Source organism: Enterococcus sp. AZ170 (assembly GCF_050545135.1).
GTDB lineage: Bacteria > Bacillota > Bacilli > Lactobacillales > Enterococcaceae > Enterococcus_L > Enterococcus_L ureilyticus.
Window position 1 is genome coordinate 398,854 of record NZ_CP172947.1, and the last position, 24,899, is coordinate 423,752.

At 39.5% G+C, this 24,899-nt stretch carries 23 protein-coding genes; 19 read left to right on the forward strand and 4 right to left on the reverse strand.

Features of this window, described 5'->3' with window-relative positions:
* The first annotated feature begins 4 nt into the window (after positions 1-4).
* On the forward strand, positions 5-892 hold the full coding sequence (locus tag IGJ55_RS01815; RefSeq protein ID WP_207120403.1) for an ROK family protein: 888 nt from the start codon (positions 5-7) through the stop codon (positions 890-892).
* Between the two features lie 222 nt (positions 893-1,114).
* Positions 1,115-3,856 carry an endo-beta-N-acetylglucosaminidase gene (locus IGJ55_RS01820; RefSeq protein ID WP_430607220.1) on the forward strand — a complete coding sequence of 914 codons (2,742 nt, stop codon included), beginning with the start codon at positions 1,115-1,117 and terminating at the stop codon, positions 3,854-3,856.
* Positions 3,857-3,932: 76 nt separating this feature from the next.
* On the opposite strand, the gene add is transcribed toward IGJ55_RS01820, so the two are convergent.
* Positions 3,933-4,940 (reverse strand): adenosine deaminase, encoded by a 1,008-nt coding sequence (gene add, locus IGJ55_RS01825; protein WP_207120405.1) that lies wholly within the window; start codon positions 4,938-4,940, stop codon positions 3,933-3,935.
* A 193-nt stretch (positions 4,941-5,133) separates the two neighbouring features.
* Between add and IGJ55_RS01830 the strand changes: the two genes are divergently transcribed.
* The 14 genes from IGJ55_RS01830 to IGJ55_RS01895 all read left to right on the forward strand — a co-directional run bounded on the left by IGJ55_RS01830 (position 5,134) and on the right by IGJ55_RS01895 (position 18,876).
* Positions 5,134-5,619 (forward strand): AmiS/UreI family transporter, encoded by a 486-nt coding sequence (locus tag IGJ55_RS01830; RefSeq protein ID WP_069641164.1) that lies wholly within the window; start codon positions 5,134-5,136, stop codon positions 5,617-5,619.
* A 201-nt stretch (positions 5,620-5,820) separates the two neighbouring features.
* Complete coding sequence (locus IGJ55_RS01835; protein WP_069641165.1) at positions 5,821-6,834, forward strand: LacI family DNA-binding transcriptional regulator; 1,014 nt, start codon at positions 5,821-5,823, stop codon at positions 6,832-6,834.
* Between the two features lie 139 nt (positions 6,835-6,973).
* Positions 6,974-8,275: a pyrimidine-nucleoside phosphorylase gene (locus tag IGJ55_RS01840; protein ID WP_430607221.1), complete on the forward strand. Its 1,302-nt coding sequence runs from the start codon at positions 6,974-6,976 to the stop codon at positions 8,273-8,275.
* Between the two features lie 18 nt (positions 8,276-8,293).
* Positions 8,294-8,956, forward strand: coding sequence for a deoxyribose-phosphate aldolase (gene deoC, locus IGJ55_RS01845; RefSeq protein WP_207120408.1), 663 nt, complete (start codon positions 8,294-8,296; stop codon positions 8,954-8,956).
* 4 nt (positions 8,957-8,960) lie between these two features.
* Positions 8,961-9,356, forward strand: coding sequence for a cytidine deaminase (locus IGJ55_RS01850; protein WP_069641168.1), 396 nt, complete (start codon positions 8,961-8,963; stop codon positions 9,354-9,356).
* A gap of 185 nt (positions 9,357-9,541) precedes the next feature.
* On the forward strand, positions 9,542-10,639 hold the full coding sequence (locus IGJ55_RS01855; protein WP_069641169.1) for a BMP family lipoprotein: 1,098 nt from the start codon (positions 9,542-9,544) through the stop codon (positions 10,637-10,639).
* A gap of 210 nt (positions 10,640-10,849) precedes the next feature.
* Complete coding sequence (locus IGJ55_RS01860) at positions 10,850-12,415, forward strand: ABC transporter ATP-binding protein (protein WP_429951038.1); 1,566 nt, start codon at positions 10,850-10,852, stop codon at positions 12,413-12,415.
* The gene (locus IGJ55_RS01865) at positions 12,408-13,541 is read left to right on the forward strand and encodes an ABC transporter permease (RefSeq protein ID WP_069641171.1); all 1,134 of its coding nucleotides are present in this window, start codon (positions 12,408-12,410) and stop codon (positions 13,539-13,541) included. The genes IGJ55_RS01860 and IGJ55_RS01865 overlap by 8 nt, the downstream gene beginning before the upstream one ends.
* On the forward strand, positions 13,541-14,503 hold the full coding sequence (locus tag IGJ55_RS01870; RefSeq protein ID WP_430607222.1) for an ABC transporter permease: 963 nt from the start codon (positions 13,541-13,543) through the stop codon (positions 14,501-14,503). The genes IGJ55_RS01865 and IGJ55_RS01870 overlap by 1 nt, the downstream gene beginning before the upstream one ends.
* A 128-nt stretch (positions 14,504-14,631) precedes the next feature.
* Positions 14,632-15,798: a phosphopentomutase gene (gene deoB / locus IGJ55_RS01875; RefSeq protein WP_069641173.1), complete on the forward strand. Its 1,167-nt coding sequence runs from the start codon at positions 14,632-14,634 to the stop codon at positions 15,796-15,798.
* A 10-nt stretch (positions 15,799-15,808) separates the two neighbouring features.
* Positions 15,809-16,627: a purine-nucleoside phosphorylase gene (locus IGJ55_RS01880; protein WP_429951036.1), complete on the forward strand. Its 819-nt coding sequence runs from the start codon at positions 15,809-15,811 to the stop codon at positions 16,625-16,627.
* Between the two features lie 26 nt (positions 16,628-16,653).
* Complete coding sequence (gene deoD / locus IGJ55_RS01885) at positions 16,654-17,361, forward strand: purine-nucleoside phosphorylase (RefSeq protein WP_010761702.1); 708 nt, start codon at positions 16,654-16,656, stop codon at positions 17,359-17,361.
* A 76-nt stretch (positions 17,362-17,437) separates the two neighbouring features.
* Complete coding sequence (locus tag IGJ55_RS01890; RefSeq protein WP_430607223.1) at positions 17,438-17,614, forward strand: hypothetical protein; 177 nt, start codon at positions 17,438-17,440, stop codon at positions 17,612-17,614.
* 71 nt (positions 17,615-17,685) lie between these two features.
* The gene (locus IGJ55_RS01895) at positions 17,686-18,876 is read left to right on the forward strand and encodes an iron-containing alcohol dehydrogenase (protein ID WP_069641175.1); all 1,191 of its coding nucleotides are present in this window, start codon (positions 17,686-17,688) and stop codon (positions 18,874-18,876) included.
* Positions 18,877-19,046: 170 nt separating this feature from the next.
* On the opposite strand, the gene gpmA is transcribed toward IGJ55_RS01895, so the two are convergent.
* From gpmA to rpiA, 3 genes are all read right to left on the reverse strand, one after another.
* Positions 19,047-19,733 carry a 2,3-diphosphoglycerate-dependent phosphoglycerate mutase gene (gene gpmA, locus IGJ55_RS01900; protein ID WP_069641176.1) on the reverse strand — a complete coding sequence of 229 codons (687 nt, stop codon included), beginning with the start codon at positions 19,731-19,733 and terminating at the stop codon, positions 19,047-19,049.
* 207 nt (positions 19,734-19,940) lie between these two features.
* Entirely contained in the window at positions 19,941-20,528 is a 588-nt protein-coding gene (locus tag IGJ55_RS01905; protein WP_069641177.1) for a recombinase family protein, read from the reverse strand.
* Positions 20,529-20,658: 130 nt separating this feature from the next.
* Positions 20,659-21,336, reverse strand: a complete 678-nt coding sequence (gene rpiA / locus IGJ55_RS01910; RefSeq protein WP_207120413.1) for a ribose-5-phosphate isomerase RpiA — start codon at positions 21,334-21,336, stop codon at positions 20,659-20,661.
* 375 nt (positions 21,337-21,711) lie between these two features.
* Here rpiA and rpsL point away from each other — a divergent pair, with 375 nt between their 5' ends.
* The 3 genes from rpsL (at position 21,712) to fusA (ending at position 24,828) form a co-directional block, all read left to right on the forward strand.
* Complete coding sequence (gene rpsL, locus IGJ55_RS01915; protein WP_069641179.1) at positions 21,712-22,131, forward strand: 30S ribosomal protein S12; 420 nt, start codon at positions 21,712-21,714, stop codon at positions 22,129-22,131.
* A 56-nt stretch (positions 22,132-22,187) separates the two neighbouring features.
* Positions 22,188-22,658 carry a 30S ribosomal protein S7 gene (gene rpsG / locus IGJ55_RS01920; protein WP_010761695.1) on the forward strand — a complete coding sequence of 157 codons (471 nt, stop codon included), beginning with the start codon at positions 22,188-22,190 and terminating at the stop codon, positions 22,656-22,658.
* A gap of 82 nt (positions 22,659-22,740) precedes the next feature.
* Positions 22,741-24,828: an elongation factor G gene (fusA, locus tag IGJ55_RS01925; RefSeq protein WP_069641180.1), complete on the forward strand. Its 2,088-nt coding sequence runs from the start codon at positions 22,741-22,743 to the stop codon at positions 24,826-24,828.
* The last annotated feature ends 71 nt before the right edge of the window (positions 24,829-24,899 follow it).

Genomic DNA, 24,899 nt, shown 5'->3' on the forward strand with positions numbered 1-24,899 from the left:
CTAGATGACGTACTATGGATCAATCGAAGCTGGCGGTACAAAATTTGTCTGTGCAGTCGCAGATGAGCAATTAAACATTATTGAACGAATCAACTTACCAACGAGGTCACCGAAAGTAACCTTGGATGAAGTTTTTGCATTTTTTGACGCGTATCCGTTAATAGCACTTGGGATAGGCTCGTTTGGACCTATTGATGTTAATAGTAAGTCTAGTACTTACGGATATATCACCTCTACACCGAAACCAGGCTGGCAAAATATCGATCTTTTAGGGTCCTTAAAAGAGCGCTATCAGGTTCCGGTTGCTTGGACGACGGATGTTAATGCAGCAGCGTATGGCGAAATGCATTTAGGTGCAGGGAAAGATACTGAAAGCTGTATCTACTTGACGGTAGGCACAGGTGTTGGTGGAGGTGCTGTTGTCAATGGAACCGTTCTGCAAGGATTTAGTCATCCAGAGATGGGGCATATCTCTGTTCAACGTTATCCAGGTGATACAGTAGAAAGTGCATGTCCGTACCATGATAATTGTTTAGAGGGATTAGCAGCAGGTCCAGCATTGGAGAAGAGGACCGGAATCAAAGGGCAGTTACTAGAAGCGACGCATGATATTTGGGAAATTGAAGCCTTTTATATTGCACAAGCGTTGATGAATTATACACTAACATTGTCGCCAGAAAAAATTATTTTAGGCGGCGGTGTTATGAAACAGACGCAACTGTTTCCAAAAATCCGCGCATCGTTAGAAAGGCAATTGGGCGGTTATGTAGCGTTGCCTGTGTTAGAGGACTATATCGTAGGGTGTGATTTAGGAGATAACAGCGGGACAATGGGTTGCTTGCTTTTAGCTAAAGAGAAATGTGAAATTAAATCAGATGAATTCGTAAGCTGATGCACAGGGAATTGTCTATATCTTGATTAAGTAAAACGATAGCTGGATTATTGGTCATAATATTCAATAGTCTAGCTGTCTTTTTTTTCTACAAAAAGAACCTATACTTTTTGATACAAATGCTATAGTTTCTCTATTTATAAAAAAGATGGAAAGCGTTATCATTTTCAGGAGGATGAATAATGCTGGAATTTAGGGAAAATGATTAAGGGGGTTCATTCATTGAAAAGAAAAACTTTGAAACATGTGTGTTGTAGTGCAGCTGTTGTGTTCACTCTATTAGGCGGTGCATCGGTATCAAGGGTTTATGCAGAATCGCTAGAATCAAGAAGTAATAAGGAAATAGCTATCCCGTTGTTTGATCAAGTACCAGAAGCGACAGCCTTATTTCCAGATACGTTACTCAGCTGGGATGCTAAAAACGATCCTGACGCACCATTTAATAGTTCTAAAGTTCCTTTAGCGACTCGTGTGCAAGGAAAGAAAATGAATGTAGATCAGAGTACAGAAGCCAAAGTTCTGTCAATCGCAATTGTTAATCGGCATACGAAAGGAACGCCATCACAAGGTGGTACAGATAAAGCGGTCTACAATTTTACAAATTGGCAGTATGTGGATACATTAGTTGCTTGGGCGGGTTCTTCTGGTGAAGGAATCATAGTTCCACCAAGCGGTGATATCACGGATGTAGCCCATAGAAATGGCGTGCCGATTGTTGGAACTGTTTTCTTTCCGCCAGAAGCTTATGGTGGTAAAAGTGAATGGGTAGAGCAATTCGTACAAAAAGATCGCACAGGAAAATTTCCAATGGCAGATAAGTTGTTAGAAATGTCGGCAGCCTATGGTTTTGATGGATGGTTTATCAATCAAGAAACCAATGTTGATGCACAAACAGCGACTGCTATGAAAGAATGTATGAGCTATTTACAAGCTCGTAAACCAAAAAAACAGCAGGTTATTTGGTATGACTCGATGATTCCAACTGGTGCTGTTGATTGGCAAGGTGCCCTAAATGAACAAAATCAAGGATACTTCCAAGAAGGGAAAAAACGTGTTTCGGATAAAATGTTTGTTGATTTCCGCTGGCAGAATCTTGAAACATCAAGAGCAAAGGCGGTTCAGCTGAAGCGTGACCCATATGATTTATTTGCAGGCATCGACGTTCAAGCGAACGGCATAAATAGCCGGCGAAAACCAAGTAGCATTTTAGGGGAAAATGGACAACCACTTCTCTCACTAGGACTGTACTGTCCAGATTGGACACTACGTGATGGCGGTCAGTACGATGTTGATCGTTATTGGGAAAACGAAACATTACTTTGGATAAATTCACAAGGAGATCCTCGCTCGGTAGAAAGTGCTAAAAGTGAGTGGCAGGGCGTTTCTAGATATTACGTGGAGAAAACACCCATTACAAGTGTACCGTTTTTAACAAATTTTAATGTTGGAAATGGGGATGGTTTTTATTTAGATGGTACAAAAGTCAAAGAAGGAAGCTTTAATAATCGTAGTATTCAAGACGTTATGCCTACCTATCGCTGGGTTATTGACAATGAAGCAGGCAATCAACTTGAAGCAACAATCGATTATAAAGATGCATTTAATGGTGGTTCGTCGATCAATTTATCTGGAACGATGACCGCTGACAAACGAACGTTTATTCAATTATATGCTTCTCAATTGAAAGTGAGCGCCTCTGAGACAGCCGCTGTCGTGACAAAAGGAGCAGACAACGTATCTTTAGTTTTAGAACTTAAGGGAAAAGAAAAACCAGTGACGATTCAAGGTGAACAACAAATGTTGGCAAATGGCTGGGTACAAACGACATATTCCTTAAAAGCAGCAAGCGGCAAAGCAATTACGACTATTGGCTTGGATATCAAGAATAATCAGACAGGTCCGGCTTCAATTCGTTTGGGGCAATTAAGAATTGGAAAAGAAAAAAAAGTATCAATCAGTCCAGTCAGCAAACTTACCTTTTCAGGAAAAACAGTTATTGATGATTTAACAGAAAGTATTCGTATACGTTGGGAGACGAAGGGGAAAAACACTAACTCTTATCGCATTTACCGAAAAGTGGCTGGGACATGGCAGTTTGAAGGAGAAACAGCAAACAACTCCTATACATTATTAAATCAAGAACGAATAGAAGATACTGCAAATTATCGTGTAGTTCCAGTTGATCATTATGGTCGAGAACAGCAAAGTAAAGGGACCACAGCTGTTTATCCATTTGAAGCGCTAAAAAAACCTGAGATAGCGATTAATGCTAGCAGCACATTAGTTTCTGTAGGAGAAACAATCACTCTAGATGCAACGGTTTCTAAATCTACAGAAACCGTGAACTGGGAAGTGGTTGGTGCAACACCAGAAACTGCTTCTGGACAAGAAATGACACTATCCTTTGCCAAAGCAGGTACGTATTCTGTAAGAGCAACGGCAGTTAATGCTTCAGGTGAGACTGAGATCATCAAGGAAAAGTATCTTTACGTTTATGATCAAAATACTGGGATTAAAATAGAGAATCTATCAGTATTACCAACAACTACTGCGGACCAAGGCTCTGGTTATACAAATGAAGGAGAAAGCTATCGCTTTGCTTTAGACGGGAACTTGAAAACGAAATGGTGTGATAATAGCAGTGACAAACCTTGGATGATTGCTGATTTAGGCACAGTAAAAACAATTGCTGGATTTGAATTATTCCATGCTGGCGCAGGTGGCGAAAGTTCAGAATGGAATACGAGGGAGTATGATATTTCAGTAAGTGATGACGGAAGCAATTGGAGAACTGCTGTGCAAAAAAGAGGGAATACCTTAGATCATAGCAAAGATGCAATTGGCTTAGTGGAAGCAAGATATGTCAAGCTAGTTTTAGAAAAGGCAGAAAAAAATGGGAAGACAGCTAGAATTTATGATTGGCAAATCATTGGTGTTGACCAAACAGGTATTGTTAAACCGTAGTATTGGTATTTCATTAACTTAAGAAAAAAATAGGCAGAAGAATCGAGTAGCGGTTCTTTCTGCCTATTTAGGTTAGCTAATAATTGTTCGTCAATTGTTCATGCAAAGTTCTTTTTTCTTCATCAGAGATGAAAGCACCATTGATCGCATTATGATTCAATTGTTCCATGTCCGCGTATGTGATACCGTACCATTCATAAAGCTTCATAAATTCGTCGGTCAATGTTGTATTCGAAACGGTGCGATTATCCGTATTGATACAAACCTTGATTCCTGCATCAAGAAACAAACGGAATGGGTAATCCGCTAATGTAGTAACAGTTTTAGTTTGAAAATTACTTGTGGGACACATTTCGATTAAAATATCTTTTTCTTTTAATAATGGAAAATAGTTCGGAGAATCTTTTACAGCAATCCCGTGTCCAATCCGTTTAGCGCCTAAATAAACAGCATCAGCGACATTTTGACCACATCCACATTCGCCAGCATGTAATGTTAAAGGAATCTTTAATTGCTCAACAAGACCTAATGTCTCTTCGAAGGTATAGGGCGGAAAATCTAATTCGTTGCCTGCCAGATCAAATCCCACGATGCCATCTGTTTTGAACGTATCGGCCAATTGAACGATTTTTGCGATATCAGACAACTCTTCATGGCGCATACCGCATAATAATGCATTACTTTTTACCCCAAATTGTTGTTGACCTTGCTCCAGACCAGCTAATACAGCGGTTATGACCTTAGGTAAAGAGAGACCTTTTTTTGTATGTAAGGAAGGAGCAAACCGAACTTCGATATAATAGATATTCTCTTCAGCGGCTTGACTGATCACGTCAAATGCAGCAGCTTTTAGCGCAGATTCTGTTTGCAGACAGGTCAAAACTAGATCGAAACGCTCTAAATAGTCGCTCAAATTTTGGCAATCTTGAGGAGCAACTAACAGATTTTTCAATTGGTCTTGTTCAGAAGGTAAATAAATGTTATGTTGAAGGGCTATTTTTCGTAAAGTTTCTGGGCGAATTGAGCCGTCTAAATGACAATGCAACTCTATTTTTGGTAGTTTTTTGACGCGTTCACGTTTCACAGTATCATCCTCTCTTTTTTGTTGAAATTTTGTGGTCTTCTTCAATCAGTATTTTGAAGACTTTAACACGCGTTGTACACTCTGTCAATAAGAGTCGTGGTATACTATAAAGACGAGTAGATTTTTCAGAGGATTTAAAGTACAAGGGGTTCTTAAAAACACTCTTTTTTATTATTTAGTTGGAGGGATTTTTTTGTTAGGAGTAGGGCTCTTATTTGTGGCGATTACCTTGATTAGTAATGGATATTGCGGCTTGGTTGGAGTAGATAAAAAATCGACTGGTCTATTAAATTTGCTGACAGGAAGTTTGTCTTTTATTATCAATACCCTTTATTTATCTCGAGGTGCTTATTATGACGCGGGGACTGGTTATTTATTTGCGTTCACTTACTTGATGGTCGGTCTGATTTATGTGTTTGATTTAGATATGCGGATTTATGGAATATTTGCTTTATTTGTTGCGATAAATACGATTCCAGCGGCATACATTTCGTTTACAGTAGATGGCGATTGGCGTTTTGCTTTGATTTGGTTGTCTTGGGGAATTTTATGGATGACAGGCTTTATTGAATATGTTTTGAAAAAGAAAATTGGAAAGCCAGTCTTGTATTTCGCGATTTTTGAAGGAATTGTTACCTGCTGGATTCCTGGTTTATTGATGTTGACGAATAATTGGTGAAAGTTGACTAGAAAATAATTGTTAAAGCGGAGAGGGGAGCAAAGCAACGCTCTCTTCGCAGTTATTTAGAGCAAAGATTGAGGTGTGTAAAAGAAGATAAGCTATTCTATTATATTAAGTTCTGCTAAACTAGAATTATTCGATAAGTAAAATGAAAACGTTGACATTCTTGGTAGGTGTGTCAACAAAGGGAGAATGAGTATGAAGTTGACCATTAAAGAAATTGCAGATATGGCAGGTGTATCAGTTACAACAGTGTCTCAAATCATCAACAATAAAGGTAGCCGCTTTAGTGAAAAAACGAGAAATAAAGTGTTGGCTGTGGTGGAAGAATACGATTATAAGCCAGATTATTTTGCTTCGAACATTATCACACGTCATTCAAAAACAATCGGGATGGTTGTGCCAGATGTAACTGATTTTTTCTTTGCTAAGGTGATCGAAGGGGTAGAAACCTATTTGAATTCTCTTGGTTACATGATTTTATTATGTAATTCAAAACATGATGAAGAAAAGGCGACGCAATATGTCACTGAACTTGTGCACCGTTCGGTAGATGGCATTATTTTTGCTACACCGAATATTTTACCAGCTAATCACATTTTGAGAAATAAAAGTAAACGGAAAGTTCCAGTTATTTTGGTCGATCGAGGAATCAATCCACGAGAAAGCGGCCGCTTGATCGTAAAAGAATATGAAGGTGCGTATCAAGCTGTCAGTTCGTTGATTGAACAAGGGCATCGGCATATCGGGATGTTGAAAGAAAACGACGGCTATTATCAGTTAACTGAAAGAGTGACTGCGTATCAGCATGCATTGAAAGATAACGGTATTTCTATACGGGAAGAATATATGTGCAGCGGGGACCTAAATTTAGGTGGTGGTTATACAGCAGCTAAAAAAGTTTTGAAAAATCAAAAAATTACAGCGATCTTTTGCGGCAATGATGAAATGGCTATGGGCGCTTATCAGGCAATCGAAGAGTGTGGAAAAAAAATTCCAGAAGATATTTCAGTGATTGGTTTTGATGGATTGGAGATCTCTGAATATTTGGTGCCAGGTTTAACGACTGTCTATCAACCAAGCTTTGATATTGGTTTTTATGCGGCGCAATTTTTAGTAGAGTCCATCAATGATCCAAAGAAAAAAATACCCAATAAAATTTTTGATACAACATTTATTTTAAGAAATAGCACGAAATCGATTGACAATTAGCGGGATTTGATTTATTGTTCGTGTTATAAGCGTTTTCAAAATATGAAAGCGTTAGTAAACTGTTTTACTAAAAGGTTTTAACCTGAACAATTTTAGTGTATAATACATCCTTGAGGATTGATTCGGAGGCAAAAAAAGCATGAGAATGGTAGATTTGATCGAAAAAAAACGAGATGGACAGGTCTTAACAGATGAAGAAATTCAATTCATTATTTCTGGTTATACCAAAGGGGATATTCCAGATTATCAGATGAGCGCCTTTTTAATGACTATTTTTTACAAAGATATGACAGATGAAGAAATTACGACCCTGACGTTGGCGATGGCTAACTCAGGTGAAATGATTGATCTTTCATCAATTAAAGGAATCAAAGTAGATAAGCATTCTACCGGTGGTGTAGGTGACACCACAACGCTGATTTTAGCGCCGCTAGTTGCCAGTGTTGGTGCTAGTGTGGCCAAAATGTCTGGGAGAGGTCTTGGTTATACAGGTGGAACATTGGATAAGTTAGAAGCGATACCAGGGTTTCATGTAGAAATACCTGATGCTGAATTTATTCGTTTTGTAAATGAAAGTCACGTAGCAGTAATTGGTCAGTCAGGTGATTTAGCGCCAGCAGATAAAAAATTATATGCATTACGCGATGTTACAGCGACGGTCAATTCGATCCCGCTGATTGCAAGTTCGATCATGAGTAAAAAAATCGCTGCGGGTGCGGATGCAATCGTATTGGATGTAACGACTGGTGAAGGTGCTTTTATGAAAAATATCGATGAAGCCCGCCGCTTAGCAGAAACAATGGTTCGGATCGGACATTTAGCGAATCGCCAGACAATGGCGGTGATTTCTGATATGTCTCAACCGTTAGGTGAAGCAATCGGCAATAGTTTAGAAGTTGTTGAAGCAATCGAGACACTGCAAGGCAAAGGACCAGAAGACTTGTTGGAAATGTGCTATATTTTAGGCAGTCAAATGGTCGTTCTAGCAAAAAAAGCAACTACATTAGACGATGCTCGTGAGATGTTGAAAGAGGCGTTGGAATCAGGTAAAGCATTGGAAAAATTCCGAGAAATGATCCGCAACCAAGGTGGAGATGACACCATCATCGATGCTCCTGAGCTTTTGTTGACAGCTAAATATCAAATAGAATTACCAGCTCAAACATCTGGTGTTGTTCAAAAGCTTGTAGCAAATGAAATCGGTATTGCTGCAATGCTCTTGGGGGCAGGGCGTGCAACGAAAGAAGATGAAGTGGATCATGCAGTAGGAATCAAACTGCATAAAAAAGTAGGGATGGCAGTGAGTTCTGGTGAGTCATTGCTGACTATTTATTCAAATTCAGATTCAATCGACCACGTAAAAGAACTTTTATATAAAAATATCGAAATCGGCAGTTCTGGCACTGAACCTGAGCTGATTCATGATATAATAACAGCATAAAGGATGTGTAAAAAAATAATGGAATTAAATCAAATGATTGACCACACTATTTTAAAAGCAGATGCAAAGGAAGAGGACGTTTTACGAATTATTGAAGAAGCTAAAAAATATGAATTCTTCTCAGTTTGTATTAATCCATGCTGGGTTGCGTTAGCAAAAGAACACTTAGCGGGAACTTCTGTGGCTGTTTGTACAGTAATTGGTTTTCCTTTAGGCGCTAATACATCAGAAGTAAAAGCCTATGAAGCAACAGATGCGATCAACAATGGTGCGACAGAGGTCGATATGGTCATTAACGTTGGTGCTCTTAAATCTAAGCAATACAAAAAAGTCTTGAAGGATATTCAAGCCGTTGTTGATGCAGCGAAGGGGCAAGCCTTAGTCAAGGTAATCATTGAGACAGCCTTACTAACAGATGAAGAAAAAATCAAAGTCTGTGAACTTGCTAAAGAAGTAGGTGCCGACTTTGTTAAAACATCAACTGGTTTTTCAACAGGGGGCGCTACAGTTGCAGATGTTAAATTAATGCGTGAAACAGTAGGACCAGACATGGGTGTCAAAGCGTCGGGTGGTATTCATAATGAAGCACAAGCCAAAGCGATGATCGATGCAGGTGCTACACGCATTGGAACAAGTGCAGGCGTTGCAATCATGGAAGGCTCAACTGGAGCAGGGTATTAAGCTAATGACAGCCAAACAAGAATGGTTAGCGATCGCAGATGATGCGTTAACAAAAGCATATGTACCGTATTCTCATTTTCCAGTGGGTGCATGCCTGATTACCAAAGAAGGTAAAACCTATCAAGGAGTCAATATCGAAAATGCTTCTTATGGATTGACCAATTGTGCAGAACGGACAGCACTATTCAAAGCTGTTTCAGAAGGTGAACGAGAATTTCACCATTTAGTAATTGCGGGAAATACACCAGAGCCAATCTCTCCGTGCGGCGCATGCCGACAAGTGATGGCTGAATTTTGTGCGCCTGATATGCCAGTTACCTTGGTAGGAGAACAAGGTGTTACCAAAGAAATGACCGTAGCTGAGCTTCTACCGTATGCTTTTACGGAAAAAGATCTGTAAGGTATTTTATTCGCTTCTCTTTGACTTTTTGAGAGTTATCTACACACAAGCTAAACCTGTCAACCTTTATCGTGCTATTGAAAAGTTTAAGGTACGCAAAGTACAGAAGTGTTTCATTATTATTTTGGTTCATTCAGTCATCTGACTGTTGAAAATATAAAACTATTTTAGGGGGCTTTACAGAGATGAAAAAAGCAAAATTATTTGGTTTTGGCTTGACTGCACTAGCATTGACTGTTGCATTAGCAGCATGTGGTGGAGGTAAAAAAGATTCAACAGATGGAAAATCAGCAGGCGGGGATGCAGATCACAGCGTTGTTATCGTTACTGATATTGGCGGGGTAGATGACCGTTCATTTAACCAATCAGCGTGGGAAGGTTTACAAGATTGGGGTAAAGAACATGATCTTAAAAAAGGAGCAGACGGATTTGATTACATTCAATCAAACGATGCTTCAGAATACGTAACAAATATTGATACAGCTGTTTCTAACGGATTTAAAACAGTCTTTGGTATTGGCTACTTACTAGCTGATTCAATCGGTACAGCAGCTGATGCAAATCCAGATACTCAATTTGGTATCGTTGATAGTGTTATTGAAGGAAAAGATAACGTAGTATCTGCAACGTTCAAAGACCAAGAAGCTTCTTACTTAGCAGGTGTCGCTGCAGCACGTACGACAAAAACAAATACGGTTGGCTTTATTGGTGGTGAAGAAGGCGCGGTTATCGACCGTTTTGAAGCTGGATTCCATCAAGGTGTGATCGATACTGCTAAAGAGTTAGGCAAAGACATTAAAGTTGAAATCGAATATGCAGCATCATTTGGCGATCCTGCTAAAGGGAAAGCATTAGCAGCTTCTATGTATCAAAAAGGCGCAGACATTATCTTCCACGCTTCAGGTGGTACAGGGCAAGGTGTCTTCCAAGAAGCAAAAGATTTAAACGAAACTGGTTCAAAAGACAAAGTCTGGGTAATCGGTGTAGATAGTGACCAAGATAAAGAAGGCAAATACAAAACAAAAGACGGTAAAGAAGATAACTTCACTTTAACATCAACACTTAAAGGTGTTGGTGCTGCTGTACAAGATATTTCTAATCGTGCGTTAGAAGATAAATTCCCTGGTGGGGAGCACTTAGTATATGGATTGAAAGATGGCGGTGTTGATTTAACAGATGGCTATTTAACTGATGATACAAAAGCTGCTGTTGAAAAAGTAAAAGAAGAAATCATCGCTGAAAAAATCACTGTTCCAGAAGTTCCCAAAGATGTAAAAGAGTAATCATTATACTTGATGAGATGATTGTTAGAACAAAAGTTGCTGGACACTTTTGTTCTAACGCCATCAAGGGTTTGTTAAGCCTTTAAAGAAAGAAAATGAAGGGAGATACCACTCATTTTCTTTCTTTAAGAGCCTAAAAGCTACTTTATTTTTTAGAAGTACCGTGTTAATAAATGATATAAGTGATTAAATCGTTAGGATGTGAAAAATGTGGCTCAAGAAAACTATGTAATTGAGATGCGCAATATCACTAAGCAGTTCGGGACGTTTAAGGCCAATGACAATATCAACTTAACTGTCCGCCCTGGAGAAATCCATGCGTTGCTTGGAGAAAATGGTGCTGGGAAATCCACCTTGATGAATATTTTATCTGGTTTGTTAGAACCAACATCAGGTGAAATCTTTATGAATGGGTCAAAAGTATCAATCAATGGACCGACTACTGCAAACCACTTAGGAATCGGAATGGTCCACCAACACTTTATGCTAGTAGATGCATTTACAGTGACAGAAAATATCGTTCTGGGAAGTGAACCGACAAAAGTTGGTATACTAGACCGCAAAAAAGCAACAGCAGAAATCAAACGAGTTTCTGAGCAGTATGGATTGTCAGTAGATCCAGGTGCTTATATTCGGGATATCTCTGTGGGTGCCCAACAACGTGTGGAAATTTTGAAAACGTTGTATCGAGGCGCCGATGTTCTGATTTTCGATGAGCCAACCGCCGTATTGACACCTCAGGAGATCGATGAGTTGATCGACATCATGCGTGGTCTTGTTCAAGAAGGTAAATCAATTATTTTGATTACACATAAATTAGATGAAATCAAAAAAGTTGCAGATCGTTGTACAGTGATTCGCCGTGGTCAAAGTATTGACACGGTAAATGTTCGAGATGTTTCATCACAACAGTTGGCAGATATGATGGTTGGGCGTTCTGTTTCGTTTAAGACAGAAAAGAAAATTGCAGAGCCTAAGGAAGTCGTTCTTTCAATCAAAGATTTAGTTGTGAAAGAAAGTCGTGGGTTAGAAGCTGTGAAAGGTCTTAGCTTGGATGTACGAGCTGGTGAAGTAGTTGGTATTGCAGGAATCGATGGTAACGGTCAAACCGAATTGATTCAAGCATTAACTGGCTTACGTAAAGCAGAGAGCGGGTCAGTTGAACTAAGAGGAGAAGCCATTACAAATAAACACCCTCGTGCAATTACAGAAGCAGGCGTTGGGCATGTTCCAGAAGATCGTCATAAGTATGGCTTAATCTTAGATATGAGCTTGGCAGAAAATATTGCGTTACAAACTTACTATAAAAAGCCGTTAAGTAACACGGGCGTTTTAAACTATAATCAAATCAATTCATACGCACGCAGATTAATAGAAGAATATGATGTACGGACAGTAAATGAGTTGGTCCCAGCGAAGGCTTTATCTGGAGGGAATCAACAAAAAGCGATTATCGCTCGTGAAATCGATCGTGATCCAGATTTATTGATCGTGTCACAACCAACGCGTGGGTTAGATGTTGGTGCTATCGAGTATATCCATAAGCGCCTGATCGAACAACGAGATAAAGAGAAAGCAGTATTAGTTGTTAGCTTTGAATTAGATGAAATTTTGAATGTATCTGATCGAATTGCCGTTATTCACGCAGGTAAAATCGTAGGGATCGTTGATCCGAAAGAAACAACTGAAAATGAATTAGGTTTATTAATGGCAGGCTATTCATTAGAAGAAGCTAGAGCAGAATTAAGGCAAGAGGCAGGTGAGGCAGTTGAATAATCAAACAGAACGAATACGGAATATTTTAGTTCCTGTTTTATCCGTATTGATGGGCTTTATTCTTGGAGCAATTATTATGCTTATTTCGGGTCAGGACCCGATTGCAGGGTATCAAGCAATGCTGCAAACTGCTTTTCAAAGTCCGAAGAGTATCGGAGAAATATTCGTAACAGCGGGGCCGTTGATTTTCACAGCCTTAGGATTTGCAGTAGCAAATTCGGCTGGATTCTTTAACATCGGTCTTTCAGGTCAAGCACTGTGTGGTTGGGTAACAAGTATTTGGGTAGCTTTAACGATGGCAGATGCGCCACGTTTAGTTGTTTTACCCTTAGCTGTACTTGCGGGCGCTTTAGCCGGAGCATTAGCTGCAGCGATTCCTGGACTATTGCGGGCTTTCTTTGGGACAAGTGAAGTCATCGTTACAATCATGTTGAATTATGTTTTTCTTTATACAAGCACACATATTGTAAATAATGTGATGTCAAAAGATTTTATGAGTAACAAAGGTGTGACAAAAGTTATTGGAGAAAACGCAAGCTTACGAACGGGCTTCTTAAAAGAATTGAGTAGTGGCTCTCGTTTAAATATTGGGATTTTTCTAGCACTTATTTTCCTTGTTTTGATTTGGTTCCTGATGAAGAAAACAACTTTAGGCTATGAGATCCGTTCAGTTGGATTGAATCCTTTTGCTTCCGAATATGCTGGAATGAGTAGTAAACGGACGATCGTCATGTCCATGGTCATTTCAGGAACGTTAGCCGGTTTAGGCGGAGTAGTTCTTGGCTTAGGAACATTTGGTAATTTCTTCGTACAAGGCTCTTCATTGAGTATCGGATTTGATGGGATGGCGATTTCCTTGTTAGGTGCGGGCAGCTCTGTAGGGATTTTCCTATCTGCGATTCTCTTCAGTGTGCTGAAGCTTGGCGGACAAGGAATGCCGCTTCGAGCAGGGGTTCCAATCGAATTAGTAGATGTAGTTATTGCTGCAATCATTTTCTTTGTAGCAATCAGTTACTTGATCCGCTTCTTACTAGCTAAAGCTTCAGGCAGCAAAAAAGAAGTAGCAATCGTTGAAGAGTTAGATGGAAAAACAGACCCAACAAGTCAAGAAGGAGGGAAAATCTAATGGAAATTGCATTGATCGCTACATTAGCGCCGATTATTACACAAACCTTGGTTTATTCTACTCCTTTAGTCTTTACGGCTTTGGGTGGGACATTTTCTGAGCGTAGTGGTATTGTAAACGTAGGACTTGAAGGAATCATGGTGATGGGTGCTTTCAGTTCAGTCGTTTTTAACTTAACTTTTGCCGAAACATATGGGGCAGCAACACCGTGGCTTGCTTGTTTAGTCGGCGGCTTAGTCGGGATGTTGTTCTCACTGCTTCATGCGGTAGCAACAATCAACCTAAGAGCTGATCATATTATTAGCGGGACCGTGGTTAACTTAATGGCACCAGCTTTAGGGATTTTCTTGATCAAGGTCATTTATGGTAAGGGTCAAACAGATACGATCACAGAATCATTTGGGTATTTTACATTTCCTGTTTTAAAGGATATCCCTATTTTAGGCGATTTATTCTTTAAACAAACAACGTTACCAGCTTTTGTGGCAATCTTAGTCGCAATCCTCTCTTGGTTCGTCTTGTTCAAAACTCGTTTTGGCTTACGCCTTCGCTCAGTTGGTGAGAACCCTCAAGCAGCAGATACATTAGGGATCAACGTTTATGTAATGCGCTATGCTGGAGTGTTGATCTCTGGATTTTTAGGGGGGATTGGTGGAGCGGTTTTTGCTCAAACAATCGCTGGCCGTTTTGCAGTAACGACGATTGCTGGGCAAGGGTTTATTTCAATGGCGGCGATGATTTTTGGTAAATGGAATCCACTTGGTGCGATGGGCGCTGCCTTATTCTTTGGTTTCGCGCAAAATATCAGTATTGCTGGATCGAATTTACCAGTTATTTCATCGATACCAGCGGTTTACTTACAAGCAGCACCTTATGTATTGACTATCATTGTGCTAGTTGTCTTCTTAGGCAAAGCTTCTGGACCAAAAGCAAATGGACAAAACTATATCAAATCAAAATAGAATAATTTAGTATAAAAAAGGGCGGGGCTATGGGACATTTTCTGAAGTCTTGCCCTTTTTATAAATAATTATCAGTCAAGTTTTACAGGATAAATTTCTAAAATAATCTCAAAGAAAGAAGGATGGTTATGTTTAAACGCGTGCATTTAATTGTAATGGATTCAGTCGGAATCGGGGAAGCACCTGATGCCGAAAAGTTTGGTGATGTAGGTAGTGATACATTAGGGCATATCGCAAAAGAAGCTGGGTTGACGATTCCTAACTTAGAAAAGCTTGGTTTAGGAACAATCGCTCCTCTTCATAATGTTGAAGCCGTATCTGACCATAAAGGCTATGCAACGAAATTAGAAGAAGTTTCTGTAGGGAAAGACACAATGACAGGGCACTGGGAAATCATGGGCTTGAATATTCAAAAACCATTCCGCGTATTTCCTGATGGTTTTCCAGAAGAATTGCTAAAACAAATCGAAGAATTTTCAGGACGTAAGATTGTCTGCAACAAACCATACAGCGGTACAGCCGTGATCGATGATTATGGACAACATCAAATGGAAACAGGAGACCTGATTGTTTATACATCTGCTGATCCAGTGTTACAAATAGCGGCTCATGAAGAAATCATTCCTTTGGAAGAATTATATCGGATTTGTCAATATGTTCGTGATATCACCAAAGATGAGCCATACATGATCGGTCGGATCATTGCACGTCCGTATCTTGGTGAACCAGGCAATTTTACTAGAACAAGTAACCGCCATGATTATGCGCTAGATCCATTTGGGCATACTGTTCTTGATTCATTGAAAGAAAATGGGAAAGACGTAATTGCAGTAGGGAAAATCAACGATATTTTCAACGGTCAGGGCATCACAGAATCTGTTCGTACGAAGAGTAATATGGATGGCGTAGACCAATTGCTTAAAGTGATGAAAAAAGAATTTGAAGGACTAAGCTTTACGAATTTAGTAGATTTTGATGCGCTATATGGTCATCGTCGGGATGTAGTCGGTTATGCGCATGCAATTGAAGCATTTGATTTAAGACTTCCTGAAATCATTGAGGCTATGGAAGAAGATGATCTACTGATGATAACCGCAGACCATGGGAATGATCCAACCTTCCCTGGGACAGATCATACAAGAGAATATGTTCCATTGTTGGTTTATAGTAAAAAAATGAATGGACAAGGTAGCTTGCCGCAAGGACATTATGCGGATATTTCAGCGACGGTAGCTGAGAATTTTGCAGTTCCAAAAACAGAAAATGGCGATAGCTTTTTAACTAAACTTGTATAGGAGAGAAACGATGACGAACTTAAGTGGAATGTTAAAAGAGACAACGAGCTTTTTAAAAGAAAAAGGCATTAAAGAAGTAGAATTTGGTTTGATCTTAGGCTCAGGTTTAGGCGAATTAGCAGATGAAATAGAAGATGCAATTGCTATTCCATTTGCTGAAATCCCTCATTTTGCAGTATCTGCTGTTGTGGGGCATGCTGGAAAATTAGTTTATGGGACTCTTTCAGGGCGAAAAGTCTTAGCAATGCAAGGGCGTTTTCACTATTATGAAGGTCATTCGATGCAAACTGTTACCTATCCAGTCCGCATGATGGCAGCGATAGGTGCCCATTCTATTATTGTGACAAATGCTGCAGGTGGCGTGAATGAAAGCTTCACACCTGGGAATTTGATGTTGATTACAGATCATATCAATTTCACAGGAGACAACCCATTGATCGGGGAAAATGATGACGAAATGGGGCCGCGTTTCCCAGATATGAGTCATGCGTACACGCCAGAATATGCTGAAATAGCTAGAAAAGTCGCTAAAGCACAAGATGTTCTATTACAAGAAGGGGTTTACATGGGCTATTCTGGACCTACCTATGAAACGCCTGCTGAAATTCGTATGTCCCGTGTGATGGGAGCTGATGCAGTTGGAATGTCAACCGTATCAGAAGTAATCGTTGCAGCGCATAGTGGGTTAAAAGTTTTGGGAATTTCTTGTATTACAAACTTAGCTGCTGGTATGCAAAGTAGTCTAAATCATGCAGAAGTAGTCGAAACAACTGAGCGTGTGAAGGGCCAATTTAAAGAGCTAGTCAAAGCGACATTAGCTGAATTATAAAAATGTACAGTTAAAGGAGAAAAAAGATGAGTGTTCATATCGAAGCGAAACAAGGCGAGATCGCAGATAAAATTTTGTTGCCTGGAGATCCATTACGCGCAAAATACATTGCTGAAACATTTTTAGAAAATCCGGTGTGTTACAATCAAGTCAGAGGAATGTTAGGCTATACTGGGACGTATAAAGGCGAACGAGTTTCTGTGCAAGGCACAGGAATGGGTATGCCCTCAGCGACGATCTATGCCCATGAATTGATCAATTCTTATGGCGTGAAAAAGCTGATTCGTGTTGGTACTTGCGGTTCGATTTCTGAAAAAGTCAGAGTGCGTGATTTAGTAATTGCTCAAGCAGCCGCGACCCCTTCTTCAATGATCCGTAACGATTTTCCCAAATATGACTTTCCACAAATCGCTGATTTTGATTTATTATTAAAATCATACACCACGGCCAAAGAAAAAGGCTTTGTGACACATGTAGGAAATGTCTTGTCTGACGATGTCTTTTACAAAGACAGCATGGACGGTGTTTTTGAACTAGGGAAATTAGGCGTATTAGCAATTGAAATGGAAGCCGCAGCATTATATTACTTAGCAGCTAAATTTGATGTGCAAGCGTTAGCCATCATGACAGTTAGTGATAGCTTAGTGACCGGCGAAGAAACAACTGCAGAAGAACGCCAAACAACATTCAATGATATGATCGAAGTTGGTTTAGAAACAGCGATCAACAGTTAATAGGAAAAGAGATTGAAATGAAAAACGTTCAATCTCTTTTTATTGCAAATCACAGCGATTGCTTGCAGAGCTGATGATGCGCAATACTTGGCGAGCGAAGCGAGAGAAGTTTCAAAAGACAAAATCACAGCGATTGCTTGCAGAGCTGATGATGCGCAATACTTGGCGAGCGAAGCGAGAGAAGTTTCAAAAGACAAAATCACAGCGATTGCTTGCAGAGCTGATGATGCGCAATACTTGGCGAGCAAAGTAAGCGCAGTTTCAAGCTTTTTGGTCTATTATATATGTATATGCATGGCCCTTAACTTGAATGGAGGAAGAAAAATGGACAATTTTAAATTTTATGTACCAACAGATATTCGCTTTGGCAAGGATCGCTTGGCGGATGAGCTGCCGGAAGCATTGAATGTTTACGGTAAAAATGTACTGCTAGTTTATGGTGGCGGTAGTATCAAGAAAAATGGATTATATAATCAAGTAATCGATTTGCTTGGAAAAAATCAAAATATAGTGGTAGAGCTTAGTGGAGTAGAACCAAATCCTCGGATTGAGACTGTTCGTCGCGGTGTATCCTTATGTCGTGAGCATCAGGTAGATGTAATTTTAGCTGTAGGCGGAGGTTCAACGATTGATTGTGCGAAAGTAGTTGCAGCAGGTTTTTACAGTGAAGAAGATCCTTGGGCTATTATTTTAGGAAGGAAAGGCTATCAAGGTGAAGCATTACCAATCGTCACAATTTTAACTTTAGCTGCGACAGGTAGTGAAATGAATGCAGGGGCTGTGATTTCGAATCTGGCGACAAACCAAAAACTAGGTGTTGGTGGTCCATCGATGATTCCTAAGGTCTCTTTCCTAGATCCTGCTAATACGTTTACTGTTCCAACTTATCAAACAGCAGCTGGTTCTGCCGATATTTTGAGTCATCTATTTGAAAGTTATTTTAATGTAACGCCAGGAACGGATGTGCAAGATTTTGTCTCAGAAGGCTTGATGCGTGCCGTTATCAAGAATTGTCCGATTGCGCTAAAATCGCCAGATAATTACGATGCGCGTGCGAACTTGATGTGGGCAAGCAGTTTAGCATTAAACGGTTTAACTCGAAATGGAAAACATGGTGTTTGGTCGTGTCATGCTATGGAACATGAATTAAGTGCTTTTTATGATATTACGCATGGAATTGGTTTAGCTATTTTAACGCCACGTTGGATGGAATATGTACTTTCTGAACAAACGGTCACTAAATTTGCTCAGTTTGCTCATAATGTTTGGGGAATCAAGGAAGAAGAGCCAATAATCGCTGCAAAAAAAGGAATTCAAGCAACCTATGATTTCTTCAAAACATGTGGCATTCCGATGACTTTGCCAGAAGTTGGTATTGATGATGAACGATTTGCGGAGATGGCCAAACAAGCGGTGGCACATAGCACAATCAAGGCAGATGCCTATGTACCTTTAGCTGAAGCAGATGTTGAAGCGATTTATCGTGAATGTTTGACTGAATCTAATTTTGTATAAGTGGCCGTAGCTATTTATTAAAGAAAGGTATGGTTGGGCGAGCTCTTCGGATAGAGTATGTTTTGTGATATAACAAGATAGGCTCAAGCATCAACAAGAAGTTTAGAGAAATAGAAAACCCCTGCAAGTTTCAGCCTATCAAAAGGAGAAACTTGCGGGGGTTAATTATCTTATAAGTAGTATTTTTTAGCTACAGTCAGGTCATCGTTTAATTCATAAACAAGTGGTTGACCAGTCGGGATTTCAAGATCCATGATATCTTCATCTGAAATTCCTTCGATATGTTTTGCTAAAGCACGTAAAGAGTTACCATGAGCTGCTACTAAGACTGTTTTGTTGTCTAATAAAGCAGGTGCGATTTGATCTTGCCAGAATGGTAAAGCACGTTCCAGCGTCACTTTTAAGTTTTCGCCGCCAGGAACATCGCGTTGGTCCAACATTGCATAACGACGATCGTTTGCAGCAGAACCTTCATCATTAGCGTCCATCAATGGAGGAAGCGTATCGTAAGAACGACGCCAAATGTGTACTTGGTCATCTCCATATTTTTCAGCAGTTTCTTTTTTGTTCAAGCCTTGTAATTTACCATAATGACGTTCGTTTAAACGCCAAGATTTGATTTGAGGAACCCATAATTGATCAGAATGTTCTAAAAGTAAGTTACAAGTTTTGATGGCACGAGTCAATACAGAAGTATAGGCTACATCAAATTCAATTCCAGCTTCTTTGATTTTGCGACCGCCTTCGATTGCTTCTTCAACACCTTGTGGTGCTAAATCTACGTCAGCCCAACCGGTAAATTGATTTAATGCATTCCATTCACTAAGTCCATGACGAGAAAATACTAATTTTGGCATGTATAGCTCTCCTTTGAGTTGTAGTTTCTGAAACTTTCATTTCCTTTTCTATTGTACACCGTTTTAAAATAGATTTCCATTGTAAATTAGTGGGAAATACTGAAACGAATGATTCGGTAGGTGGGCACCTTGGAGAAAATTGATAAACGCGAAATAGGTACAGTAGTTTAGCTGCAGTCTATTTCGCGTTTATCATTGAATAGAACGTTACCCCTGAGCTAGTTTAGTAACATCTGTGTCAGATAGATTGATATACTTATAACAAGTTCCCACAGAAACATTGCATTTTGAAGAGATGAATTGGATCGTTTCTTTTTTCTCATGATATAAATGACGGATTTTTTGAACAGTTCGTACATCTATTTTAGGGCGGCCGCCGATTTTCCCTTTTTTCCGAGCGTTATTCAAACCAACTAATGTTCGTTCTTGGATCAGGTCACACTCCATGGCAGCGAGTCCATTCATTAATTTGAAATAGATTTCTCCCATTGGATGACGAGTATCTATTTCTTCATCTAGACTAACTAAATGAATACCGGAACCTTTGAATGTCTGTGTCAATTCGGTTAGCTGACGAGTTGATCGACCAAGACGGTTCAATCGGCAGATTACTAAAGTATCACCAGCCCTTAAGCTAGTAAGAACTGTCTCAAGCTCAGAAATGAGGTGTTGGTCGTGGGTCACATCAAAAGACTCATGATAAACCTCATCACAGCCATAGTCAGACAATACTTTGATTTGTGTGTCTAAATCATCATCGATTATTGTTGTACGGGCATAGCCAATTATTTTCATCGTTCGTCCTTTCTAGTAAAAAAGTAAATAAGATACTAAAAATGTAGCATAAAAGCAGACGAAATGAAAGTTGTTTTTTTATCTTTTTTTAATGTTGCTCTTTGTTTTCCCATCGTATTCAAATAATTAGTTATTTTGGTACATGTATAGTTTTAGGTCCATTCTCGCCGCCGATGATCACCGTTGAAACGATGTTAAGGAATAAGCCATGTTCTACTACACCGACTAACTGATCCAAATAAGAACCTAAAGCAATTGGGTCAGCGATTTCATCTAAATGAAGATCGATGATATAGTGCCCACCATCCGTAACTAAAGTTTCTCCAGTTGCTGTTCTACGTAAAACTGGGGCAAAGTCTTTTTCTTTGAATAAACGAACTAACTGTTGGCTGCCGTATGGAACAACTTCAATTGGTAGTGGGAATTTGCCCAGTTTTTTTACAAGCTTAGATTCATCCACGATCCAAATACATTTTTTTGAATAAGTAGCAACGATTTTTTCGAACAATAAAGCCGCACCGCCGCCTTTGATCCCTTGGAAATCTTCACTAATTTCATCCGCTCCGTCAATTGTTAGATCGACAAATGGAACCTCATCGATCCCTTTTAAAGGAATCCCTAAGGCAAGAGCTTGGCGCTCTGTCTCTTTAGAAGTTGTTACGCCAGTGACAGATAACCCTTCCTCTTTTACACGTCGTCCGATTTCATCCACCATAAATTTTGCTGTCGATCCTGTCCCTAAACCGACGATCATACCGTCTTTTACATATTTTGCTGCTTCGATTCCTGCCATTTGTTTAAGATTCATTACACGTATCCTCTCCTTTTCAAGTCTCACCAAATATAATACATGCCTGCAATTAAAAAAGATAGCGGATCAAGTAGATTTGGATTGAATTTTAATTCTAAACTTATTTAATAGTAAACTTCTTTATAAAAGAATCTATAAAGTTATTTCCTTCATTTTTAAACAAAAAAGTCTATAGAACCGGTTGACAAATAAATCATGAGATGATATGCTATCAAAGGTGCTTTATCTACAGGTCTCTCGTTGGAGACGTGCTGACTGTCTATCGAAGCATATTTGATAATGAGTGCAGAGATTGCATTATTTTTTATCGCAAAAAAAGAACCACCTGGATGTGTGGAACTAGATGCGAAATGAGGAAGGAGGAAACAAGGAATGCCTACAATTAATCAATTAGTACGTAAACCTCGTAAATCAAAGGTGGAGAAATCTAATTCACCAGCGTTGAACAAAGGATATAATAGTTTTAAGAAAGCCCAAACGAACGTAAACTCACCACAAAAGCGTGGGGTTTGTACTCGTGTGGGAACAATGACACCTAAAAAACCTAACTCGGCTTTACGTAAATATGCCCGTGTTCGTTTGTCTAACTTAATCGAAGTAACAGCTTATATCCCAGGGATTGGTCATAACTTACAAGAACATAGCGTGGTACTATTACGCGGTGGACGTGTAAAAGATTTACCAGGGGTACGTTATCATATCGTACGTGGTGCGCTTGATACAGCCGGTGTTACAGATCGTAAACAAAGCCGCTCTAAATATGGTACTAAAATGCCTAAAGCAGCTAAATAATTTGACAATCACTAAGGTATTATACAATAAAGAATTTTCGGAAGGAGGAGTTACGGATGCCACGTAAAGGTCCTGTTACAAAACGCGATGTTTTACCAGATCCAATTTATAACTCAAAATTAGTAACTCGCTTGATCAACCGTGTAATGGTTGATGGAAAACGCGGGATTGCTGCTAATATTATCTATAATTCATTTGATATCATCAAAGAATCTACAGGTAACGATCCATTGGAAGTTTTCGAACAAGCAATGAAAAACGTTATGCCTGTCTTAGAAGTAAAAGCTCGCCGTGTTGGGGGTTCTAACTATCAAGTACCAGTTGAAGTTCGTCCAGAACGTCGTACAACTTTAGGCTTGCGTTGGGTTGTTAACTATGCTCGCCTACGCGGTGAACATACAATGGAACAACGTCTAGCGAAAGAAATCATGGATGCTGCCAATAATACTGGTGCTTCTGTTAAGAAACGCGAAGACACACATAAAATGGCTGACGCTAACCGTGCGTTTGCACATTATCGTTGGTAAAATCCTCTCTGTATGTAAGTTAACACTACGACAGACAGTCACTTTACAATCGATTTAAATAAAGAGAGGAGAACACCCTAGAATGGCAAGAGAATTTTCGTTAGAAAACACTCGTAATATCGGTATTATGGCTCACGTTGATGCGGGTAAAACAACAACAACAGAGCGTATCCTTTACTACACTGGTAAAATCCATAAAATTGGTGAAACGCACGAAGGTGCATCACAAATGGACTGGATGGAACAAGAACAAGAACGTGGGATTACCATCACTTCTGCTGCAACAACTGCTGAGTGGAAAGGTTACCGTGTAAATATCATCGATACTCCTGGACACGTGGATTTCACTATTGAAGTTCAACGTTCATTACGTGTATTAGATGGTGCTGTAACCGTTCTTGATTCACAATCAGGTGTTGAACCTCAAACTGAAACAGTTTGGCGTCAAGCAACTGATTATAAAGTTCCACGTATTGTTTTCTGTAATAAAATGGATAAAATCGGTGCGGATTTCTTATACTCTGTAAACTCATTACATGATCGTTTACAAGCGAATGCTCATCCAATCCAATTACCAATTGGTTCAGAAGATAACTTCACAGGGATCATCGATTTAATTACGATGAAAGCTGAAATCTATACAAATGATTTAGGTACTGACATTCAAGAAACTGAAATTCCAGAAGAATATATGGAACAAGCAGTTGAATGGCGTGAAAAATTAGTTGAAGCTGTTGCTGAAACGGATGAAGACCTAATGATGAAATATCTTGACGGTGAAGAAATTACTATCGAAGAATTAAAAGCGGGTATCCGCCAAGCAACGATCAACGTTGAATTCTTCCCAGTAATGTGTGGATCTGCCTTTAAAAATAAAGGTGTTCAAATAATGCTTGATGCAGTACTTGATTACTTACCATCACCACTTGATATTGAAGCAATCAAAGGGATCGACGTTAAGACAGACGAAGAAACAACTCGTCCTGCTGATGACGAAGCACCTTTTGCTTCACTAGCATTTAAAGTAATGACTGACCCGTTTGTTGGTCGTCTAACTTTCTTCCGTGTCTATTCTGGTGTCCTTGAAAGTGGTTCATATGTATTGAACGCTTCTAAAGACAAAAAAGAACGTATCGGTCGTATTCTACAAATGCATGCAAATACACGTAAAGAAATCGATAAAGTCTACTCAGGCGATATCGCTGCAGCTGTTGGATTGAAAGATACAACAACTGGTGATACTTTATGTGCGATGGATGCACCAGTTATTCTTGAATCAATCGAGTTCCCAGAACCGGTTATCCAAGTAGCTGTTGAACCTAAATCAAAAGCCGACCAAGATAAAATGGGGATTGCTTTGCAAAAACTTGCAGAAGAAGATCCATCATTCCGCGTTGAAACAAACGTTGAAACTGGTGAAACAGTTATCTCTGGTATGGGTGAATTGCACTTAGACGTATTAGTAGACCGTATGAAACGTGAGTTCAAGGTTGAAGCCAACGTTGGTGCGCCACAAGTATCATACCGTGAAACTTTCCGTGCTCCTGTAACTCAGGCAGAAGGTAAGTTTGTACGTCAGTCTGGTGGTAAAGGTCAATACGGACATGTCTGGGTTGAATTTACACCAAACGAAGAAGGTAAAGGCTTCGAATTTGAAAATGCTATCGTCGGTGGTGTGGTTCCTCGTGAATACATTCCAGCGGTTGAAAAAGGCTTGGCAGAATCAATGAACAACGGTGTTCTTGCTGGTTATCCATTAGTGGATATCAAAGCAAAACTTTACGACGGTTCATACCATGATGTCGATTCAAATGAAACAGCCTTCCGTGTAGCTGCTTCTATGGCGCTACGTGCGGCTGCTAAAAAAGCAATGCCTGTAATTTTAGAACCAATGATGAAAGTAACGATCACTGTGCCAGAAGATTACTTAGGTGATATCATGGGACACGTTACAAGTCGTCGTGGACGTGTTGAAGGTATGGAAGCACACGGTAACTCACAAATCGTTAACGCGATGGTGCCTCTAGCTGAAATGTTTGGTTACGCTACAACATTACGTTCAGCAACACAAGGTCGCGGTACATTTATGATGGTCTTTGACCACTATGAAGACGTACCAAAATCTGTACAAGAAGAAATCATCAAGAAAAATGGCGGAAACAACGCATAATAGTTAAGAAATAAGTACAGGCTTATTTATGACTAGGATTTTCTATTGATTTCAGTTAGAATAATAAAAGA